Below are 17,772 nucleotides of genomic sequence, written 5' to 3' on the forward strand. Positions count from 1 at the left end.
TTTATTTCTTTGCAATCTTTGCCGTAAAGTTCCCCTTTACGGAATTGTCGCCCTGCGAAACATCGATCGAACCACTTACAGCGTCGGTAGTTACGGACGTGACCTTTATCTCGCCTTTCGCATCAGCCGCTCTGAGGTCGAAGTACGTTTCTTTGTCCTTGCCATCGGCAAAGGTTGTGACTGTCACAGTGCTGACACTCATGAATCGGCCCTCTTTATCCACCTTGTAAGTCCCCGGTTTGATCTCATCGTTTAGCCCGGTGCCCGCTTCGCCGTAGATAGAGAAAGAAACTCGGGCCTGATCGGCCGATGTCATCTTCTTTTTCATCGTTGCGAAGTTGGTCGTCTCCATTTCGTAGTTTCCCAACATCGCGGAGAACGACGTTGCCGTTACAGGCGGCTGGCCGACTCCGGGCGTGTAGGTAAAAACGCTCTTGTCCGAACCGCTCGATTTGACACTCATTGGAACGTCTTTGCCGCCAGCCTTTATGCTGAGGCTCGAACTTCCGCCGCCACCGCATGCAGACATCAGAAGTGCACACATCGTAATTACTAATAGTTTTTTCATTTCGTCACCTCACCAAAATCAAGATCTTTCTCCTCGTCAGGACGGACACGCTTTACCTTTACTTTTCCTGCTTTCGGGTCGATCGCAACCACGGTCGCAGGGTCGAACGAAGACATAAATGAAGCTTTTACTTCATCACCTACCTTGAAATTCGGTTTATATGATATCGGCGTGAGATCGGCCTTTGACCTAACTCTCAGCTTTCGGGCAAACCCGGAAATCAGAACTTTGTCACCGTTTACGCGAAGCACGTAGGCGAACTCAGTTCCGTTTGCGTCTTTAGAAACAAGTGCAGCACCGGGCGCCCATTCGTTATTGACTACGATAAACGAATCCGGCTTCAGCTTGTCGCTCTTGTCCTCACGCGGCGACATCCCGAGATAGCGAACGGTCGGCTCGGCCGGGTTGGCAGCGTCCGTCACGTAGCCACGCATCATGCCACCGCCGGATTGCCACCAGGTCAGGACGACATCTCCAACTTTCGCTTTCTGGCCCTTTGGAATCGCGATGATGTAGGCGTTGGCGACCTTGTATTTCTTTTTGAAGCTGTCCTCTACCTCTGATTCGAGTTCGCCCGGTGTGACCATTACGCGGTTATTGAAGATCGCAGTTGGGTCTTTGGCACCGCCTGCGATCTCGGCGATCTTTGCCTCGTCGATCGTTAGAACGATGTCGCCGGCCTTTGCGGTTGTCGCGACATTCGACATTCCGTCAAATGGAACTTCACCGGGCTTAAGCGTTACCGCTGGTTTCTCTTCCTTCTTTTCTGGTGCTTTCGCGACAGCCGCATTGTTGGCTGAAGAATTAGTGGTATTGGTCGCAGCGCCGCCGCATGCCGAGATCAACGCGGCCGAGGCAAAAACTGCTAATAGTAGGGACGGTTTCATTCGATTCTCCTATTTTGTTGTTTAAGTTTAGTTTTTATTGATAGCTGCCAATGTAGCTGCGATATCGCTTTACCGACCACAGAGCGAGGCCAAGAAAGACGGTGCCGATCAGGAACAGGCCGACGATCATGATCCAGTAATTAAGTGGCGTTTGAGCCGAGATGTTTACAAAGCGTGCGAGCTTGCTGTACGGAAAGAGGCCGGCGATCAGGCCGAGTATCAGCAGCAAATACGAAACTCCGCTGATCAGGAAATTCAGAATGACGGCCTTTAAGCGGCGTTTATCTTGAAGTCTCGATGCCATCGTTTTTTACCTCACTTCAAATCTCACAGAACACTTTCCAGGTTCGCCTGCCGGTGAGATCACAAAAAGATAGTCGCCCGTCTGCGGCAGCTTTTCGCTGCCCCACGTGTCGATGGCAGTTCCTTCCTCGTAGGGCGTTTTATTAGGGTAGAAGAACGATATACCGCAACCTGGAGCCAAAACGGAAACCTTCTGACCTGAGCGAAGGCCGAGTTTGTAACTCTTTTTTTCACCTTTGTTTGTAAAACTAACGGCCGCGGCCCACGAGTTTGTTCCCTTAGCGAATGTTATTCGCTTCGCTCTCTTAGCGGCCTCGTCGTACGGATCTTTGCACGATGTGTAGTCGACTGTGTAGTTGCTCCACTTGTTTGTGTTGTAGTTCTTGCCGTAGAGCATCACGCGGAGCTTTTCTCCGCTGGCGGAACGCACGATCGTCCATCGCTTATTTGCCGGTGTCGTCGGCAGAGCATCGGGCGTTTGATCGGAAAACCGAACTGTTAACACTGTGCCGCTAACAGTTCCGGTAAAGTCGTACCGTTTGATACGGTCGGTGTCGTAATCAGGAGCGATGCCAAAGCTACCGGTGACAGACTTCCCGCTGATAGACATTTCGATCGAATGTCCGTCCTTTAGTCCATTGTTTTCAAAACACTTGCTCTGCCCAAAGGCTAAGCTCGAACTGAGCAGAACGAATGCCGCAACCAAAAACTGTTTCATGCTAAAACTCCTTTCCGACGATCTTTGCCGTAAAGTTTCCTTTGAGTGTGATCTTGTCGGTTATCTTGAGGTCAGCTTCGCCGGTGACGGTCTCGCCGCTGACCGAATTGAATTTAACCGACCCGTCCTTGTCCTTATTGTCAGCGGAAAAGTCGGCGGGAGTTTTTCGGATCAGCTTGCCATCCTCAAAATAGGATATGAAGACGCTGCCAAAGCTCGCCTCGGCAAAGTTGTTGCTCTTTGCCGGAAACGTCGTTGGTGTGGGCACGCTGTCGCGCGTTGTGCCCTTCTTGTCGTAAACCTCGATCGAGATCACAGCCTGGCCGTTCTCCGTCAGCGGCTTGGAAACATCGCTGGTCTCCGTCAGCTCGAACGTAGCAAGGTGGATCTGATACTGAGCTTTAGCGTTATCGCCGCTACCTTGCTGCAGCTTCATCATCTTGGCGTCCTTGATGGCGTAGCTGTTGGTTTTGCCGCCGATCGTGACATCCATTTTGGGCGAGGACGAGAGACCACCGCATCCGACCAGTGCCAAGGCTATCGCGACGATTGATAGTGTTAAAAGTGGTTTCATTTGATCTCCTATAGGACGATAATGACCTCGTCGTCGTTCGGGTTATCTGACTGCCCAATACTCTTCCACGGCATTGTCTTGCCGTCGCGATAGAGTCTTGCTCGGTAGGGCTTGGCAATGCGACGCGTTGTTGTGTAATTGACCTGTTCTGTGAATGTGGCGTAGACAGTGAAGGAGACAGAATTAAGATTGTGCCATTCAAACCTAGGCTTGTCCGCAAGTCTTATGCCTTCGATTTTGACTGCAGAATAGAATTCGCCCATCATGATCGGCTGCGGCCCAAATTTTTGCAGCAATGCCGCAACCTCAGTCTCGGTCGGATTTGGGATACCTTCGAAAAGATTCGAGCCGACAAAAGATTTCCAGTAAACGTAGCGGCCACCGGCGATGTCGTACGATGCCGTTGCCTCAACGAGAATGTTCACGCCGGGCTCTTCGCTTTTAACCTTTGCCGAGTAGGGAACATCCCATACATACTTCGAATAGCCCTTGCTCCAAACTCGCGTTCCGGCTCCGTGGACCGTGACGGAGATCGTCTTTGGTCCAGAAACGTCTTTTTTGACCTGCGCAGCCGATGGCTGCGACTGGACTGACACCGCGCCAAATCCGACCAATGCCAAAACTGTGATCACAAAAATTGAAAATGACTTGATTCTCATCACTATCTCCTTTTATTACTTGTTCTTGAAACCTATGGACAAACTACGAAGTAGCCCGCTCCGCCTATATTCTCCGCGACTGATGCTCCGTAGCTGCCGCCTTTGTATGCCTGCTTAACGACCCATTCCTGGGCCTGACAATAAGGGCGGCCTGGAATCTTGATCAGAATCTCACCGCGAACATACCGGTTTGTCGGAATACCAAGTGAATTCTTAAAAACATTCCAGTCGTTATAGTTTGAACCGATCTTGTAGATCGTCAGTCCGGGATATTTGGCTGTATACTTCGCTTTGACCAACGCCTGCTCCGTTGGCCGTTGAAAAGGACGTTCTTTCCAGACGCGTGTCTTAGCTTCACTTTCGACAGCGGCCTTGAGCTCGTCATAATTTGTACGCACACGGTCCATCCAGTTCGGCGGAAAGCTTGACGGCGAACAGTTCATGACCTTGGCAAGCTCGGCCTTCCAAATGTCGGGCGTAAAAAGCAGTTTCTGCATATCGTCACTTACTATGTGCCATGTGTTCGCGAGTGAGCTGGCCAGCGCGTTGTTTGCATAGCCCATGTTCACATCGAGTGCGTTACACGCACCCTGAGCTTTTCCGATTACCGAAAAGCCAAGCACCAACAAGATCGTCAATAAATGTCGTTTCATCATTTTCTCCTTGCGTAGGTCGTTAATCATTAAAGCGGCAGCGTATCTATGCGCTCGATCCGCAATATGCATGGGTTAGAATCTTTTTGGACGCGACCCGTAACTGCCACACGCTCTCTAGCCGAAACAGTTCTTCCCGAATCGGTGTTGATACGCACATCATCGTAGGTATAGCTGGCTGGTAAAGCGTCGATGTGGTTTCTTTCGTGTGACCCAGTGGCTGAAACAGTCGCGGTAACGAATGAGCCGCCGCCGTCAAGCTTTTCGACTAGCAACAGGCGGTACTGGCCTGAACCGTAGTCGTCACCAATCCAATCTGAAACTTGAGGTAGCCGAAAGTAGCCCTCAACCTTGACCGCATTATCACTGGGTTCGCGACAAACATCACTGAGAGCGACCGTTCGCATCCTGGTACCGCATGAGAATACGACGAGGGTTGCGATCAAAAGGATAGTGATTTCGTAAATGCGTAACATCAAAATACTTTGTGGCGTCTGTAATATGTCGTAGAATAACTTGCCTTTGACAGTGAGCAGTTTGGGGGCTCGGTGGGATAAAAATCCTAAGAAACATATCAATTTTTTCTCAATTGGCTACATTTGATGGACACCGCGGATAAGAATTGGTTCCAATTTGGTGAATTTCGCCTCGAGATCGAGGAAAAGGTCTTACGTCGCGATGGTGAGATCGTACCGCTGCAGGCTCGCGTGTTCGAGGTTCTACGCATGCTTGTCGAGCGTCGAGGCGGTGTCGTGTCGAAAGACGAGCTGATGGAAACGATCTGGGCCGATTCCTTCGTCGAAGAAAGCAATATCACCCAAAGTATCTACTCCCTCCGAAAAGTTCTTGACCGAAATGGCGCGAAATCTATGATCGAGACCGTACCTAAGCGCGGGTACCGTATGGCGGTTCCGGTCGAAGGCGTTCTCGACAGGCGTTTACCGGTTGAGCCCGCAACCGATGATCGACCTTCCGGTCGAAGCTATCGGCCATTAGCGATAGCCTTGGGGTTGGTCTTGCTCGCAGTTTTTGCAGCGTCGGGCTTTATCGCATCGCGATATTTCAGCCCGGGGCGTTCCGCACCAGTCGAATCGGTAAAATTTGAGAAACTTACTTTCTCAGGCGATATCACTTTCCCGATAATCGCGCCGGATGGCAAAGCATTTGCGTTTGTGCGGGAAAACGCCATCTATCTTCAGGATGTTGCCAATGGGAGCAGCGTAAAACTTTCGATCGCTGATCACCAAAAATTTGGTAATCTCCAGTTCTCCTATGATGGCGAGTCCATCTATTTTCGCGACGAGGACAGTTTCGATGCCAGCGGCAATCTTTATCAGGTATCAAGGTTTGGCGGCCAGGCAAAACTCGTTGCTGAACGCGTTTGGAGCACCGTAGGTTTTTCTCCGGACGGAGAGCGAATGGCGTTTGTACGGTTTTTTCCGACGCAAGGCGAGTGGGCTCTGATCGTGAGGGCGACGGCTGGCGGCGAGGAGCAAAAGCTTTTCACCCGAAATCTTCCGTTCAGCATCTTCCGAACCGGCTTTCCCTCGTGGTCGCAGGACGGAAAACGAATCGCGATCATAGAGCAATCGCCAAATCAACGGAATACATCGAGCCTTGTCCTCGTTGATGCATCGAGCGGAAGTGCCGAAACGGTTCCGACACCCGATCTTGTTCAGATCGAGCAGGTTGCATGGCTTCCCAGTGATTCCTCAATGCTGATTACCGGGCGCGAGAATAATCGTTTCTTTCAACTGTGGAAGCTGAGTTTGTCTGACCGGGCACTTCAGCGGATCACCAACGATCTCAATAATTACCGGACTCTATCGGTCTCCCTTGATGGGCAAAAAATGATCGCCCGCCAGTTCTCCGTTTACTCTCACATCTGGACACTGCAAGGCACAAACCTGGACGAGCAGAAACAGATCACATTCGGCAATCTCAACCGTGACGGCACCTCCGGGATGAATTGGGCACCGGACGGCCGCATTATCTACGCTACGCGGATCACCGGCAATATCGATCTCTGGTCGCTCCGGCCCGAGGATGGTGTGCGAAAGGCGTTGACCGAGAATGTGGGCCCCAGCAATGAAAATCCATTCGTGACGGCTGATGGAAAGTACGTATTCTTCGAGTCGTCACGCACCGGTAAGCGCCGAATTTGGCGGATCGACAGCGATGGCTCGAACCCGGCGCAGGTATCGCCGGATGACGACAACGCAGACTTCCTACCAGTCGTCTCGCACGATGGCATCGTCGTCTACTACATTCAGCGAAATCCCAAAGGAAATGTTCTGTGGCGACAGTCACTCGCCGACGGCAGGCGGGAGATGTTGACCGAGCAGGGAAAACTCGCACCGGGTAGTTTTCTTTCGCTGTCGCCGGATGGGCGTTATCTGGCCTTCAAGAGTCAGAAGGAAGAGAATGATACTGATACCGCGGACATCGCCCTTCTCGATCTAGCAAGGTCCGCAGAGCCACGAATTATAAACATCAAAACTCAAAATCCAACCATCGAATTCTCGGATGGTGGCCTCAGTTTTGACTATGTTGATAATCAACCTGACGCTGCGCGGCTGTGGCGTCAGTCGTTCGCCACAGGCGAACGCCGCCTACTCCTAGAATTGCCAAAGGAGCGGATCTTTTCATTCGCATGGAACCGTGACGGCAAAACGCTCGCCCTCGGCCGAGGCCGCCAGCAAAATGACGGCATGCTGTTGACCGGCTTCTAGACCATCTTTAAAGATCATTCTTCGTCGTCAAGGTTCATCTCGGAGATCTTGAGATCTGCATCAAACGCAAGACGCCAAAGGAATAGCCGCCGTCCGGCGGCCGCACGATAAAGATAATAATCTTTCCCATCGGTTCTCTCTATACCGACAAGTTCCACGCTCCTCGTCGCGCCGAAAGACGCGATTCGGTTGTTGGCTTCTTTAGCCCGTTGGGTCGAAAGGTTTTGAATAAGCTGTTTGGTCATCAAGGGGCCGTCAGGCTTGTTCGAAAGCCTTGCGACCAAAGCATCCAAAACTTTCCTCGCCCGCACCGTGTCAGGGTTAGCAACTAGTTTCATGGCCCGGATCGATATTGACGGCATATAGAGTTTTGCAACGCCCGCGGCAATCGCACCGCCGACTCCGTTTTCGCCGATGTTTGTGAGGGCGATCACGATCGTGTCGGCATCGGGATACCGAAAATGCGCCGATCCGAATCCGGCGGTTTGACCGGTATGGCCAATAAGACGATGCGAGCGTATCTCAGAGATACGCCAGCCAAAACCGTACGGCGATTCCTTGCCGCTGTTAAAAACGAACTTCTTCCACCATTCGGTGCGGCTCGACTGCTTTAGGAAAGATTCACTGCCAACAGCCTTGCTCCATTTGACCATGTCGCCGATCGTAGAGACGATCGAGCCGGCTCCGGTGAGATCTGTGAGGCTTGCGTCGCGGCCGGCGAGGTGGTCCCGTTCCCATTCGTAGCCGTTCGCACGGTATTTCACAATGAACTGCGGGTCTCGGTCGGTAGTTTTCGTCATTCCCAGCGGCCCGAAGATGCGTTTTCGCATGAACTCGATGTACTTCATCCCTGACCTTGCCTCGACGATAAAGGCGAGCAGATTGAAACCACTGTTGCTGTATATGTTGCGTTCGCCGGGCGTGAATTCAAGCGGGTGTGTGGCAAGCTTGGCGATGAACTGATCGGCGGTCAGCCTTCGCGAAAGCTCAAATCCGTCGAGGCTTGTGTAGCTTTTTATACCGGATGAATGCGTGAGCAAATTTCTTACCGTCACGTCTTTCCATGCATACGGCGTGTTTGGCAGACATGCCGAGATTCGCTCATCGAGCTTAACCTTTCCATCCTCGACCAAGAGCAAAATCGCAGCCGCGGTCATCTGTTTTGAGACAGAACCGATCTCAAAAACGGTATCGACGGTGACCGGAGCGTCAAACTCTACGCTTGCCATGCCGTAGCCTTTCATTTTAATTACCCTACCTTTTATAATGACGGCAAACGCGGCACCGGGAACGTGCCGTTCCGTCATTTGAGCTCGAACATAGTCATCGACCTTGTCGGCTAGTGCCGCGACAGGACACAGGATAAAAATCAGCAAGCAGCCAAATAGAAATCTATGTGTAGTTCGTTTGGGTGTTTTTACTCGTATTTTCATAGCATCAAAAAAATCCCTTGAAATTCGCCAAAAAGCTATTAAAATGCCCTCATGGATACCGACATTCTCATCATCGGAGCCGGGCCGACGGGCTTGGCGCTTGCTTGCCAGTTGATCCGGTATGGCGTCGATTTCGTCATAATTGATACCAAAGATACGACTACGCCGTTTTCGCGGGCCATCGGTGTTCAGGCACGGACGCTTGAGATCTATGAGCAGATCGGCCTTGCCGATAAACTGATCGCACTTGGCAAGCCGGCGGAAAAGGTTCGAATGATCGCCGGCGGCGAGGTTCGCGGCGAAGCGGTGCTCAAAGATATCGGAGCCGGGATGAGCGCCTACCCATTTATGCTTGTCGTCGAGCAGGGCCAACATGAAAAGCTTCTTTACGATCATATCGTTGCCGAGGGCCGCAAGGTGCACTGGAACCAGCATCTCACGTCGTTTACGCAGGATGATTCCCGAGTAGCTGCCATAATTGCCAATGCGGATGGCACCGAGCAAATTATCAAAGCCAAATACCTCGTGGGCTGCGACGGAGCGAAAAGCCTGGTCCGTCACCAGCTTGGCCTGACGTTTGAAGGCGAAACGGTCGACCGCTTGTTCTACGTCGCGGATGTCCAGATAGACTGGGAATATCCGCATGATGCCCTCCAGGTCTGCCTTGCAACGCATACGCTCACCGCCTTTTTCCCGATGGTCGGCGACAACCGCTACCGCATCGTCGGCACTTTTCCGGAAGGGCACGATATAGACGCAGGCGAAATTCTATTCGAAGAGATCGAACGCCAGATCGAGGCGGACACGGAGCTGAGATTGGATATCAGCCATGTGAATTGGTTTTCCGTTTACAAGGTACATTCCCGAGCAGTAAATGCTTTCTCGAAAGGCCGATGCTTTGTCGCGGGCGATGCCGCACACATTCACACTCCGGCCGGCGGTCAGGGAATGAACACTGGGATACAAGACGGTTACAACCTTGCCTGGAAACTTGCCCTGGCCTGTAAATCTAGAGCTGGCGAGAAGCTGCTTGATACCTACAACGAAGAACGTCTGCCAAATGCTCAGCGTTTGTTGCGGACGACTGACAGAATGTTCGAACTCGGTTCGAGCGACGAGTGGTTCACGTCGTTTGTGCGGACGCACATTTTTCCGCATGTTCTGGGGCTCGCCCTTAGTTTCGACGCGGTCAAGAAGATGATCTTTCCGCTGGTTTCGCAGATCGGGATCAGCTATCGCCAAAGCTCGCTGAGCTCAGATCATGCAGACTTCCAGGTAAAGGCGGGCGATCGAATGCCGTGGTTCGAGATAGATGGATGCAGCATCTATGACCGTTTGCGGGATCCAAAGTTCCATCTTCTACTCTTTCTTGATGGCGAAACGGAAGTCCCGCCGCTGCCGAAGGAAATGATGGAATCATGGAGCGGTCTCGCCGATACGTCGATCATTCCGCTCGATGACAAGGTCAAAGAGGCGTTCGGAACCGACGAACCGTTTTTCGTCCTGCTCAGGCCGGACAATTACATCGGGCTTATCTCTGCCGAGTTTTCACCGGATCTAATTGTCAAATATCTAAATAACCTTAGCTAGCCGATCGGATCTCCCGGCGGTGTTGCGAGCGGCGTTGTCTGTTTACGCGGTGCGTCGGGCCTCGTCAGGAAGCGGTCGATGTCGTCTGCCATTGCACGGTTATGTGCGGCTGCATCGCCTATCGCTGGTGTCCGCTTTAGCGTCGCGAGCAGGCCGCGAAGAGCTTCGACGGCGACAGAGCGAACCTGCGGCTGGGCATTTCCGTTTGCCGCGAGATCCATTAAACGCGAGACCGTCAGGCTCTGGATCGCACGAGCAATGGCTGTCTGCCGACTGTCGGGTTGCGGCTTCCATGCCATTTTAATTATTGCGTCGACCACTTCGCGGAAGTGCGGATTAGCCTTATCTCTTGAATTAAAATCGACCATTCTCGCCGCCCGGTTCGGTTCCAGCAAGCCGCTGATAGCGACATCCGCAGCTATCTCTGCGGCTCCGATCGGGTCAAAGGTCGGGTTAGTCCGCTTGGCAAACAACTCCGAGCGGCCCGAGCGATAGCCGTATGCGGTCGGCGGGATGAGTTTGAGAATGTTATCCGGAATGACGAGTCCCGCCGGGTCGATCGTGTTTAGAACTACGTTCAGGGCTTCGCGTTGCCGATCGGCGGGGACGATGTCGTTGTATTTTGCCGGGATCGGGCCGTTGCCGGTTCGCATCGCGAACGAGTAATAAACTCCACCGAGCGTTTTGATCGCCGCCGTTAGTTGATAACGATGGTGCAGATAGAGCGGCAGGAATTTGTTCTCAAGCTCGGATAGGGGCGTGCCGGTCGGGATATTCTGAATCCCGAATTGATTAATACCGATACGGCGGACCTGCATTTCGTGTTTAAGCATCGCGACCGGATCCGGGCCGTTGTCCCAGAGGTTTGCCAGCGGATTCGCTCCGCCCGCAGGCCGGGCGTCCTGGTCGCCGAGGAAGAGCATGCCGTTCGCCACGCCTTCGTTCACTATCTTATCGAGCTCGGCGTCCTCATTGGCTCCGGGAGCAAACTGGGAGTATGCATAACGCACCTGAAACTTATCGAACGCTCCAATGCCGACTGCGTAGGCATTGGAGAAATCCAGCTTGCCGTTCTTGATCTCGACCATCGGTGCCGGATAGTCCATCACCGAAGCACGGCTGTATGTACTCGCGGCGAAATTGTGGGTAAACCCGAGCGTATGCCCGACCTCATGAGCAGAGAGCTGCCGAATTCGTGCATATGACATTGCTGTTACCTCAGCTGCCGAACCATCAGCGGAGAGATAATCGACATCCGGCATTAATCCGAACTCGCAGGCCATACTTGACTTATATTGCGGCGACATTCCGGCACCGAGCAGGAAATCCTGCCGTGCCCGCTGCGAGTCGAGCGTCACGTCGCCCTTCAAGACCTCGCCTGTTCGCGGATCGACCACGCTGTCGCCGATCGACCAGCCGCGGGTCGATCGGTGGACCCAGTTGATCACGTTGTAGCGAATGTCCATCGGATCGGCGTCCGGCGGCAGGACCTTGACCTGAAACGCATTGCGAAAACCCGCCGCCTCGTAAGCCTGATTCCACCACGAAGCTCCCTCTATCAGCGCGTCCTGAATTGCCTTCGGCGCGCCGTTATCGACGTAATAGATGATCGGTTTTACAGGATCGCTGACGGCTGCGTTCGGATCTTTTTTCTCGAGGCGGTGACGCTGGATCCAGCGTTTTTCTAGGTCCTCGTTAATGTCCGTACCGTAATCGTAAAAGCTGATCGAGATGCCGCCGGTCCGCGGGTCGAATTTGCGTGGGCGGTATTTCTCGTCGGGCAGCTCAACGAACGAGTGGCGTTCGCGGACAGTCACATGCTTGGCGGTCGGCGTGACCTGGCCGACGAGGTTGCTGGTGTCGCCGCCGGCGGTCAATGTGATCGTCGCCTCGACTTCGGTATTTTTCGGAAAGCCCTTGGTATTCGGCAGATAGAGAGCACTGCGGCTTTCGTCAAAATTGTAGTTACCCTGGCGAGACTGATTGATGCGTTCGCCGACGCCGTGGGCATCGCGGATGAGGAAGTTGGTTGCATCGACCAGGATCTTGTCACCTTCGGATGCCTCGACTCGAAAGCCCCAGATCACGGACTTTGCAAACGATTCCTCGACTGATTTTCGCTGTGCGGGGTCGCCACCGAGGGCGCGGAACTCGTAGTTTGGCTGCACCAGCAAAACCTTGTTCCCGGCCCGCTCGAATGTCACGACCTTCGTCGTCCCTAACTGCCCGCGGTCGAGCCCGAGCGGGTTCGAACCTACGCCGGTCGGCAGGCTGACGAGATAGAGAAACTCCTTGTTAAACCGCGAGATCTCAATATATATCTTGCCCGCGTCCGCGTCGATATAGAGCGGCATAAAGCCGTCGATCTTTTGCAGCTTTTCGATTACGGACGAGATGGTTTTTCGGGCCGGAGCCTGCGCAGAGACGAGCTGAGCGATAGAGACGAGGAGGCAAAACGCGATCAGGAATCGTTTCATAAAATTGGTTTTTTGCTTAAGAACTTATGCGTGAATCTAGCACTATTACGGCGCGAATATCAAGATTGTTTACGCGAGTCGGGCTTAAATAATGAAGCTCCCGTGTTTACTGGGTTTGGTAGAGTAATTTGCATGGTGTGGTCGAATTGGTTTGTGAGATTGGTAGAGGTATTTACGAGATTGGTCAAACGTTTTTCAGCCAGATATCGCGGTTTCTCTCAGCAGATCCGCGTTTTGCCCGCGTGAGGCGAAATCAGGTCACTTTTTTCTGAGTGTCACGACGAGCGCATCGCTTACTTTTCGTTCGCCTTCTTTGTCGGACGGATGATTGACAACTTTGCCGTCGACGAACATCGTGGTCGAGCCGCCGCCGTCGAGATTCATCGCGTCGGTCGCCCCGAGGCTCAGCAGATATTCCGCCAGATCCTGCAGCCCGATGCCACCACTCGACTCGCTCCGGCCATCGACGGTGATCATAAGGAATTTCCCGTCTTTGAGTTTTGCGACTGCGGTTCGCGGATGGCGGGTTTCGACGAAGGATTTAGAGGATTTTTCTTCTTGCCAGGTGATGTCGATCTTGCCGTTGTTGATGAGCTGGGGAGCTCCCGCAATAACATCTTCAATCCTGTTACGGGGAGGAAAGATAAAACGCGTATTTCCCGATTTATCTACTGTTGTCACATTGGCGAAAAGGGAGCCACGTGTAGTGCATTTTGAGAACGCGGCCAATTCCGCTACTCGATTAGTTTCGGCTGAGATCACAAAACCGTCCGATGGGATCTGGCTGCTGCCCTGTCCTTGTCGCACTACTGAGCATCTGCCGGGACGCACGATAACTTCTGTACCGTCATTGTTCGTCAAGGTTGTTCTGTTAAACTCCGGAGTAAATACGATGATTTCCCCTTTTTTTCGCTCCCGGTTTATGCCCGAGGCACTGATGTCGAACCGCAACACGCCCCGAACCGTGCTCGATACGCGAATATCGTAATTTTGTCGCACCCGCTCCATCAACACGGGAGCAAACGGACTGTCATTACTTATCATTAGGGCAATCCTGTCGTTCGTTGATTCACTCAACAATTTTCGGTCGATCTGCAGCGCTCCTACATCATCACCCGCCCAAATACTGTTATCTAATCTAAAAAATCCCGCATTGATCGCCGCAAAAGCTCCATGCCGAGTGGCGATCGAGGAGGTTTTCTCGGTTCCAATGGCGGCGTCCATGGCGTGGTGGACGTCGATGCGGACTTTTTTGAGGTCGAGGCGGAGCAGGTTCATATTGACCTTGAGCCCGCTGATCTCTTTGGTGACCTCGGCGTACTCGACGCCGGGTTTTAGGGTTTTGAATTCCTGAGCTTTTGATTGGCCACAGAGGACACAGAGAAGGATAAGGCAAGAAACCAAAAGCGGTATAGAAGCGAATGCATCCCTTGTAACAATATTTCTCTTATTCATAAACTCATCTTCCTCTGTGTTCTCTGTGGCTATATCTTTCTTATAATACACTCGATGCGAATCAACGAAAGAGTTCTCCAGCTCAACGACAAGCCCGTTAACGAAAAGTCGCGGTACGTGCTGTATTGGATGCAGATGTATAAGCGTGTGGACAATAATCATTCGCTGATCTACGCGATCCGCCGGGCGAATGAGCTGAAGCTGTCGCTGGTTGTTTATGAGGGGCTGAAATATTACTACCCGTGGGCCTCAGATCGCATTCATACCTTTATTTTGGAAGGCGTGGAGGAAAAACAGGCGGCTTTTGAAAAGCTCGGGATCCGCTATGTCTTTTATCTGCAGAAAGATAAGGCTTCGCCAAAGCAGACTGTCGCGAAGCTTGCCAAAGATGCGGCTTTGATCGTCACCGACGATTTCCCATGCTTCATCATCCCGGAACACAACCGCCGGATCGCCGAGAGAGCCGAAATTCCCGTATTCGCGGTCGATTCGAATGGCGTGGTTCCGATGTCAAAATTCGATAAGGAAGAATACGCCGCCTACACCATCAGGCCGAAGATAAAGAAGCTGCTCGACCGCTATCTAAAACCGCTGCCGTTCGAGGACATTGACGTCAAAAGCAATGACCTTGAGGTCGATTGCCCCGAGACGGTCGTCACTGCCGACAACATCGCCAAACTCGTTGCCGAATGCGACATCGATCACACCGTTCCAGCGTCCGATCAGTACCACGGCGGCACGATCGAAGGAAGAAAGCGGCTTAAGAAATTCGTTGACGAGATATTGCCTGATTATGACAAGGCGCGGAGCAAGCCGGATCGAGACGGTTCGTCGCGGCTGTCTTCGTATCTGCACTTTGGATATTTGTCCGCGCTTGAGATCGCACTTGAGGTACAAAAGGCTGACGCGCCTCAGGAATCGATCGATGCATATCTCGAGGAACTGATCGTCCGCCGCGAGCTGTCGTATAACATGACGTTGTTCAACGATAAATACGAATCGCTCGACGCCTTGCCGGCCTGGGTTCACAAAACGATGCGGGAACACGCGACCGATGAACGCTCGCATCTCTATTCGATGGAACAATTAGAACGCGGTGAGACGCACGACGAGCTGTGGAACGCCGCCCAACGCGAGATGGTCGTGACCGGTGAGATGCACAATTATGTGCGGATGCTGTGGGGCAAAAACGTGATCGCCTGGACGCCTTCGTACGAGGTGGCGTTCGAAACCCTGGTGCATCTCAACAACAAATACTGCCTCGACGGCCGCAACCCGAATTCTTACTGCGGAATCCTATGGTGCTTCGGCAAACACGACCGCCCATGGATGGAACGCGAGGTCTTCGGCCAGATAAGATACATGACGAGCGGCAGTACGGGGAAGAAGTTTGATTCGAAAAAGTATATTGCTTGGACGAAGGGATTGTGACTGGAGCGCAAGCGTCCCGCTTGCCAAGCGTTCGTGAGAACGCTGACGGTGCTGAGGTTTGCTCACGTCGAAGTATATTAAGCGTCCTCACGCCGGAGGAACCGGCGTTGGCAAGCGGGACGCTCGCGCTCCAGTCACGCTTCGCTTTGGTTTGAAACTCTTGTGCCGTTTTTTCGTATCTGGTTTAAGTAATTTGCCAGTAAACATTTTCAAGGAGTTTTAGAAAAACATGGGTTCTATTACCAAATATTTTACCGCCCTTATCGTACTCTTTTCGGTTTCGATGGTGACGTTGGGTCAGAGCAAGGGCTTTGACACGAGCCGGATGGATACGTCGGTTGAGGCGTGTAACGATTTTTACCAGTATGCCAACGGCACCTGGCTCAAAACTACCAAGATCCCGGCCGAATATCCGAGCTGGGGCAGCTTTACGATCGTTTATGAGAACAACCAGAACGTTCTCAAAAAGGTCGTCGAAACGGCCGCTAAAACAACCAACGCCGCCAAGGGCAGCGATACGCAGCTAGTCGGCGACTATTACGCTTCGTGCATGAATGAAGAGGCACTGGAAAAGGCTGGCATAGAGCCGATCAAACCTTTCCTCGCTGAGGCGGCTAAAGTTTCGAGTGTCAAAGACCTCCAGAAACAGATCGCGATGAACCACAATCGTGGTTTGGGCGGATTTTTCCGTTTTGGTATCGGGACCGATGACAAGAACAGCAATGTCAACCTCGCGTCGGCTTCGCAGGGCGGTGTCGGGCTGCCGAACCGCGATTACTGGTTCAAGGACGACCCTAAATCGGTCGAGACCCGCCAGAAATATGCGGAATACATGACCAACATGTTCAAGCTCGCGGGCGACTCACCAGAGGCTGCGGCCGCCGAAGCTAAGACGGTGATGGCGATCCAGAAGCGTTTTGCATCGGCTGCAAGACCGCCGGTCGAGCTTCGCGATTCTGAAGCGAACTACAACAAAAAGACTCTCGCCGAGCTCGCACAGCTCACACCAAATTTCTCGTGGACCGATTACCTGAAAGAACGCGGCGTCGCGAGCGTCAAGGAAGTAAATGTCGGCCAGCCGAAGTTTTTTGAGGAACTGAGCAAAATGCTGACCGAGGTTCCTATCTCGGATTGGAAGGCATATCTTCGCTGGATCGTCATCGCCGATTCGGCAGGCAATCTGACGAAGGCGTTTCGTGACGAGTCTTTTAATTTCAATGCAAAATACCTCTTCGGAGTTCAGGAACAGCAGGCCCGTTGGAAGGTTTGCACGGCTGAGGTCGATGGCGTGATCGGCGAATCCCTGGGGCAGGAGTTTGTAAAGACCGCATTCTCGCCAGCCGCCAAAAAGCGGATGAACGAGCTGATCGACAACCTGTTTGCTGCCTACAAAGAACGCATCCAAAAGCTCGACTGGATGAGTGATGCAACAAAGACAAAAGCACTCGAAAAGCTTGCTGCATACACGCGAAAGATCGGCTATCCCGACAAACTTGAAGGCTACAAGGGCCTCGAGCTGGAACGCGGATCATATTTTCAGAACAATCTGAAAGCGAGCGAATTTCTGATCAAGCGAAACATGGCAAAGGCCACGAAGCCGGTCGACCGTGCCGAATGGGGAATGACGCCGCCGACGGTGAATGCGTACAACAATCCGCAGTTCAACGAGATCGTTTTTCCGGCCGGGAATTCTGCAGCCGCCATTCTTTGATTCGGCAGCGGATGATGCCATCAACTACGGCGGCATCGGTGCCGTGATCGGGCACGAGATCACGCACGGTTTTGACGACGAGGGCAGCAAATACGACGCCCAGGGTAACCTGAAAACGTGGTGGACCGACGCTGACCGCAAGACGTTCGAAGAGCGTGGAGCGTGTGTCGTCGATCAGTTCAGCAAGTACAAGGTCGGCGGCGATGTGTTTATGAACGGCAAGCTCACGCTCGGCGAGAACACAGCCGATCTCGGCGGCCTGACGATGGCATTTGCCGCGTTCGAAAAATCGATGGAGGGCAAACCCAAGCCAGCAAACATCGACAACCTGACACCCGAACAGCGTTTCTTCCTCGGCTGGGCACAGGCCTGGGCCGAAGTCTCAACGCCCCAGGGCGAGGCTTTCCAAGCCCAAAACGACCCCCACGCCATCGCCCGCTTCCGCGTAAACGGCCCGATGTCGAACATGCCTGAGTTTGCAAAGGCATTTCAGTGCAAGGCGAATGATCCGATGGTAAGAAAAGACTATTGCCGGATCTGGTAAGTCAGAACCGCCTTTAACCGACGGAAGATGTTAGCCG

16 protein-coding genes are annotated in these 17,772 nt (G+C 52.8%); 5 read left to right on the forward strand and 11 right to left on the reverse strand.

The genetic code is table 11. The annotated features are described in order from the left end of the window. Position 1: 1 nt before the first annotated feature. Genes IPG22_08660 through IPG22_08695 form a run of 8 tightly spaced genes read right to left on the reverse strand, consistent with a single transcriptional unit; the run spans position 2 to position 4,838 of the window. A complete protein-coding gene (locus IPG22_08660; GenBank protein ID MBK6588352.1) occupies positions 2-568 on the reverse strand; it encodes a hypothetical protein in 567 nt (188 codons plus the stop codon). Next, positions 565-1,455: a hypothetical protein gene (locus IPG22_08665; protein MBK6588353.1), complete on the reverse strand. Its 891-nt coding sequence runs from the start codon at positions 1,453-1,455 to the stop codon at positions 565-567. Before IPG22_08665 ends, IPG22_08660 begins: the two co-directional genes overlap by 4 nt. A 34-nt stretch (positions 1,456-1,489) precedes the next feature. Then, positions 1,490-1,759, reverse strand: coding sequence for a hypothetical protein (locus tag IPG22_08670; protein MBK6588354.1), 270 nt, complete (start codon positions 1,757-1,759; stop codon positions 1,490-1,492). A 6-nt stretch (positions 1,760-1,765) separates the two neighbouring features. Then, positions 1,766-2,476 (reverse strand): hypothetical protein, encoded by a 711-nt coding sequence (locus tag IPG22_08675; protein ID MBK6588355.1) that lies wholly within the window; start codon positions 2,474-2,476, stop codon positions 1,766-1,768. Position 2,477: 1 nt separating this feature from the next. Beyond that, positions 2,478-3,050, reverse strand: a complete 573-nt coding sequence (locus IPG22_08680; GenBank protein MBK6588356.1) for a hypothetical protein — start codon at positions 3,048-3,050, stop codon at positions 2,478-2,480. Positions 3,051-3,058: 8 nt separating this feature from the next. Then, positions 3,059-3,709, reverse strand: a complete 651-nt coding sequence (locus IPG22_08685; protein MBK6588357.1) for a hypothetical protein — start codon at positions 3,707-3,709, stop codon at positions 3,059-3,061. Between the two features lie 32 nt (positions 3,710-3,741). Continuing rightward, positions 3,742-4,362, reverse strand: coding sequence for a hypothetical protein (locus IPG22_08690; protein MBK6588358.1), 621 nt, complete (start codon positions 4,360-4,362; stop codon positions 3,742-3,744). A 29-nt stretch (positions 4,363-4,391) separates the two neighbouring features. Then, positions 4,392-4,838 carry a hypothetical protein gene (locus IPG22_08695; protein MBK6588359.1) on the reverse strand — a complete coding sequence of 149 codons (447 nt, stop codon included), beginning with the start codon at positions 4,836-4,838 and terminating at the stop codon, positions 4,392-4,394. A 126-nt stretch (positions 4,839-4,964) separates the two neighbouring features. Between IPG22_08695 and IPG22_08700 the strand changes: the two genes are divergently transcribed. Next, a complete protein-coding gene (locus tag IPG22_08700) occupies positions 4,965-7,094 on the forward strand; it encodes a PD40 domain-containing protein (protein ID MBK6588360.1) in 2,130 nt (709 codons plus the stop codon). 14 nt (positions 7,095-7,108) lie between these two features. Here IPG22_08700 and IPG22_08705 read toward each other — a convergent pair whose 3' ends face one another. Then, positions 7,109-8,470, reverse strand: coding sequence for a beta-lactamase family protein (locus IPG22_08705; GenBank protein MBK6588361.1), 1,362 nt, complete (start codon positions 8,468-8,470; stop codon positions 7,109-7,111). Between the two features lie 108 nt (positions 8,471-8,578). Between IPG22_08705 and IPG22_08710 the strand changes: the two genes are divergently transcribed. Next, on the forward strand, positions 8,579-10,117 hold the full coding sequence (locus tag IPG22_08710) for an FAD-dependent monooxygenase (protein MBK6588362.1): 1,539 nt from the start codon (positions 8,579-8,581) through the stop codon (positions 10,115-10,117). Here IPG22_08710 and IPG22_08715 read toward each other — a convergent pair. Together IPG22_08715 and IPG22_08720 are read right to left on the reverse strand one after the other, a co-directional pair. After that, positions 10,114-12,594: a zinc-dependent metalloprotease gene (locus IPG22_08715; protein ID MBK6588363.1), complete on the reverse strand. Its 2,481-nt coding sequence runs from the start codon at positions 12,592-12,594 to the stop codon at positions 10,114-10,116. The genes IPG22_08710 and IPG22_08715 overlap by 4 nt on opposite strands. A gap of 258 nt (positions 12,595-12,852) precedes the next feature. Then, positions 12,853-14,049: a phosphodiester glycosidase family protein gene (locus tag IPG22_08720; GenBank protein MBK6588364.1), complete on the reverse strand. Its 1,197-nt coding sequence runs from the start codon at positions 14,047-14,049 to the stop codon at positions 12,853-12,855. A gap of 54 nt (positions 14,050-14,103) precedes the next feature. On the opposite strand from IPG22_08720, the gene IPG22_08725 reads away from it, so the two are divergent. The 3 genes from IPG22_08725 (at position 14,104) to IPG22_08735 (ending at position 17,735) form a co-directional block, all read left to right on the forward strand. Beyond that, entirely contained in the window at positions 14,104-15,480 is a 1,377-nt protein-coding gene (locus IPG22_08725; protein MBK6588365.1) for a deoxyribodipyrimidine photo-lyase, read from the forward strand. Positions 15,481-15,709: 229 nt separating this feature from the next. Further along, on the forward strand, positions 15,710-17,191 hold the full coding sequence (locus IPG22_08730) for a M13 family metallopeptidase (protein ID MBK6588366.1): 1,482 nt from the start codon (positions 15,710-15,712) through the stop codon (positions 17,189-17,191). Further along, a complete protein-coding gene (locus tag IPG22_08735) occupies positions 17,121-17,735 on the forward strand; it encodes a M13 family metallopeptidase (protein MBK6588367.1) in 615 nt (204 codons plus the stop codon). The genes IPG22_08730 and IPG22_08735 overlap by 71 nt, the downstream gene beginning before the upstream one ends. Positions 17,736-17,772: the final 37 nt, after the last annotated feature.

This window comes from Acidobacteriota bacterium, from assembly GCA_016703965.1.
Taxonomy (GTDB): Bacteria; Acidobacteriota; Blastocatellia; order Pyrinomonadales; family Pyrinomonadaceae; genus OLB17.

What these genes read in the sequence shown, in the direction of transcription:
- IPG22_08730 (MBK6588366.1), top strand. Translation starts at nt 15,710, where the DNA reads ATGGGTTCTATTACCAAATATTTTACCGCCCTTATCGTACTCTTTTCG.
- IPG22_08710 (MBK6588362.1), top strand. Translation starts at nt 8,579, where the DNA reads ATGGATACCGACATTCTCATCATCGGAGCCGGGCCGACGGGCTTGGCG.
- IPG22_08690 (MBK6588358.1), bottom strand. Translation starts at nt 4,362, where the DNA reads ATGAAACGACATTTATTGACGATCTTGTTGGTGCTTGGCTTTTCGGTA.
- IPG22_08670 (MBK6588354.1), bottom strand. Translation starts at nt 1,759, where the DNA reads ATGGCATCGAGACTTCAAGATAAACGCCGCTTAAAGGCCGTCATTCTG.
- IPG22_08735 (MBK6588367.1), top strand. Translation starts at nt 17,121, where the DNA reads ATGCGTACAACAATCCGCAGTTCAACGAGATCGTTTTTCCGGCCGGGA.
- IPG22_08665 (MBK6588353.1), bottom strand. Translation starts at nt 1,455, where the DNA reads ATGAAACCGTCCCTACTATTAGCAGTTTTTGCCTCGGCCGCGTTGATC.
- IPG22_08715 (MBK6588363.1), bottom strand. Translation starts at nt 12,594, where the DNA reads ATGAAACGATTCCTGATCGCGTTTTGCCTCCTCGTCTCTATCGCTCAG.
- IPG22_08680 (MBK6588356.1), bottom strand. Translation starts at nt 3,050, where the DNA reads ATGAAACCACTTTTAACACTATCAATCGTCGCGATAGCCTTGGCACTG.
- IPG22_08720 (MBK6588364.1), bottom strand. Translation starts at nt 14,049, where the DNA reads ATGAATAAGAGAAATATTGTTACAAGGGATGCATTCGCTTCTATACCG.
- IPG22_08660 (MBK6588352.1), bottom strand. Translation starts at nt 568, where the DNA reads ATGAAAAAACTATTAGTAATTACGATGTGTGCACTTCTGATGTCTGCA.
- IPG22_08695 (MBK6588359.1), bottom strand. Translation starts at nt 4,838, where the DNA reads ATGTTACGCATTTACGAAATCACTATCCTTTTGATCGCAACCCTCGTC.
- IPG22_08685 (MBK6588357.1), bottom strand. Translation starts at nt 3,709, where the DNA reads ATGAGAATCAAGTCATTTTCAATTTTTGTGATCACAGTTTTGGCATTG.
- IPG22_08675 (MBK6588355.1), bottom strand. Translation starts at nt 2,476, where the DNA reads ATGAAACAGTTTTTGGTTGCGGCATTCGTTCTGCTCAGTTCGAGCTTA.
- IPG22_08700 (MBK6588360.1), top strand. Translation starts at nt 4,965, where the DNA reads ATGGACACCGCGGATAAGAATTGGTTCCAATTTGGTGAATTTCGCCTC.
- IPG22_08725 (MBK6588365.1), top strand. Translation starts at nt 14,104, where the DNA reads ATGCGAATCAACGAAAGAGTTCTCCAGCTCAACGACAAGCCCGTTAAC.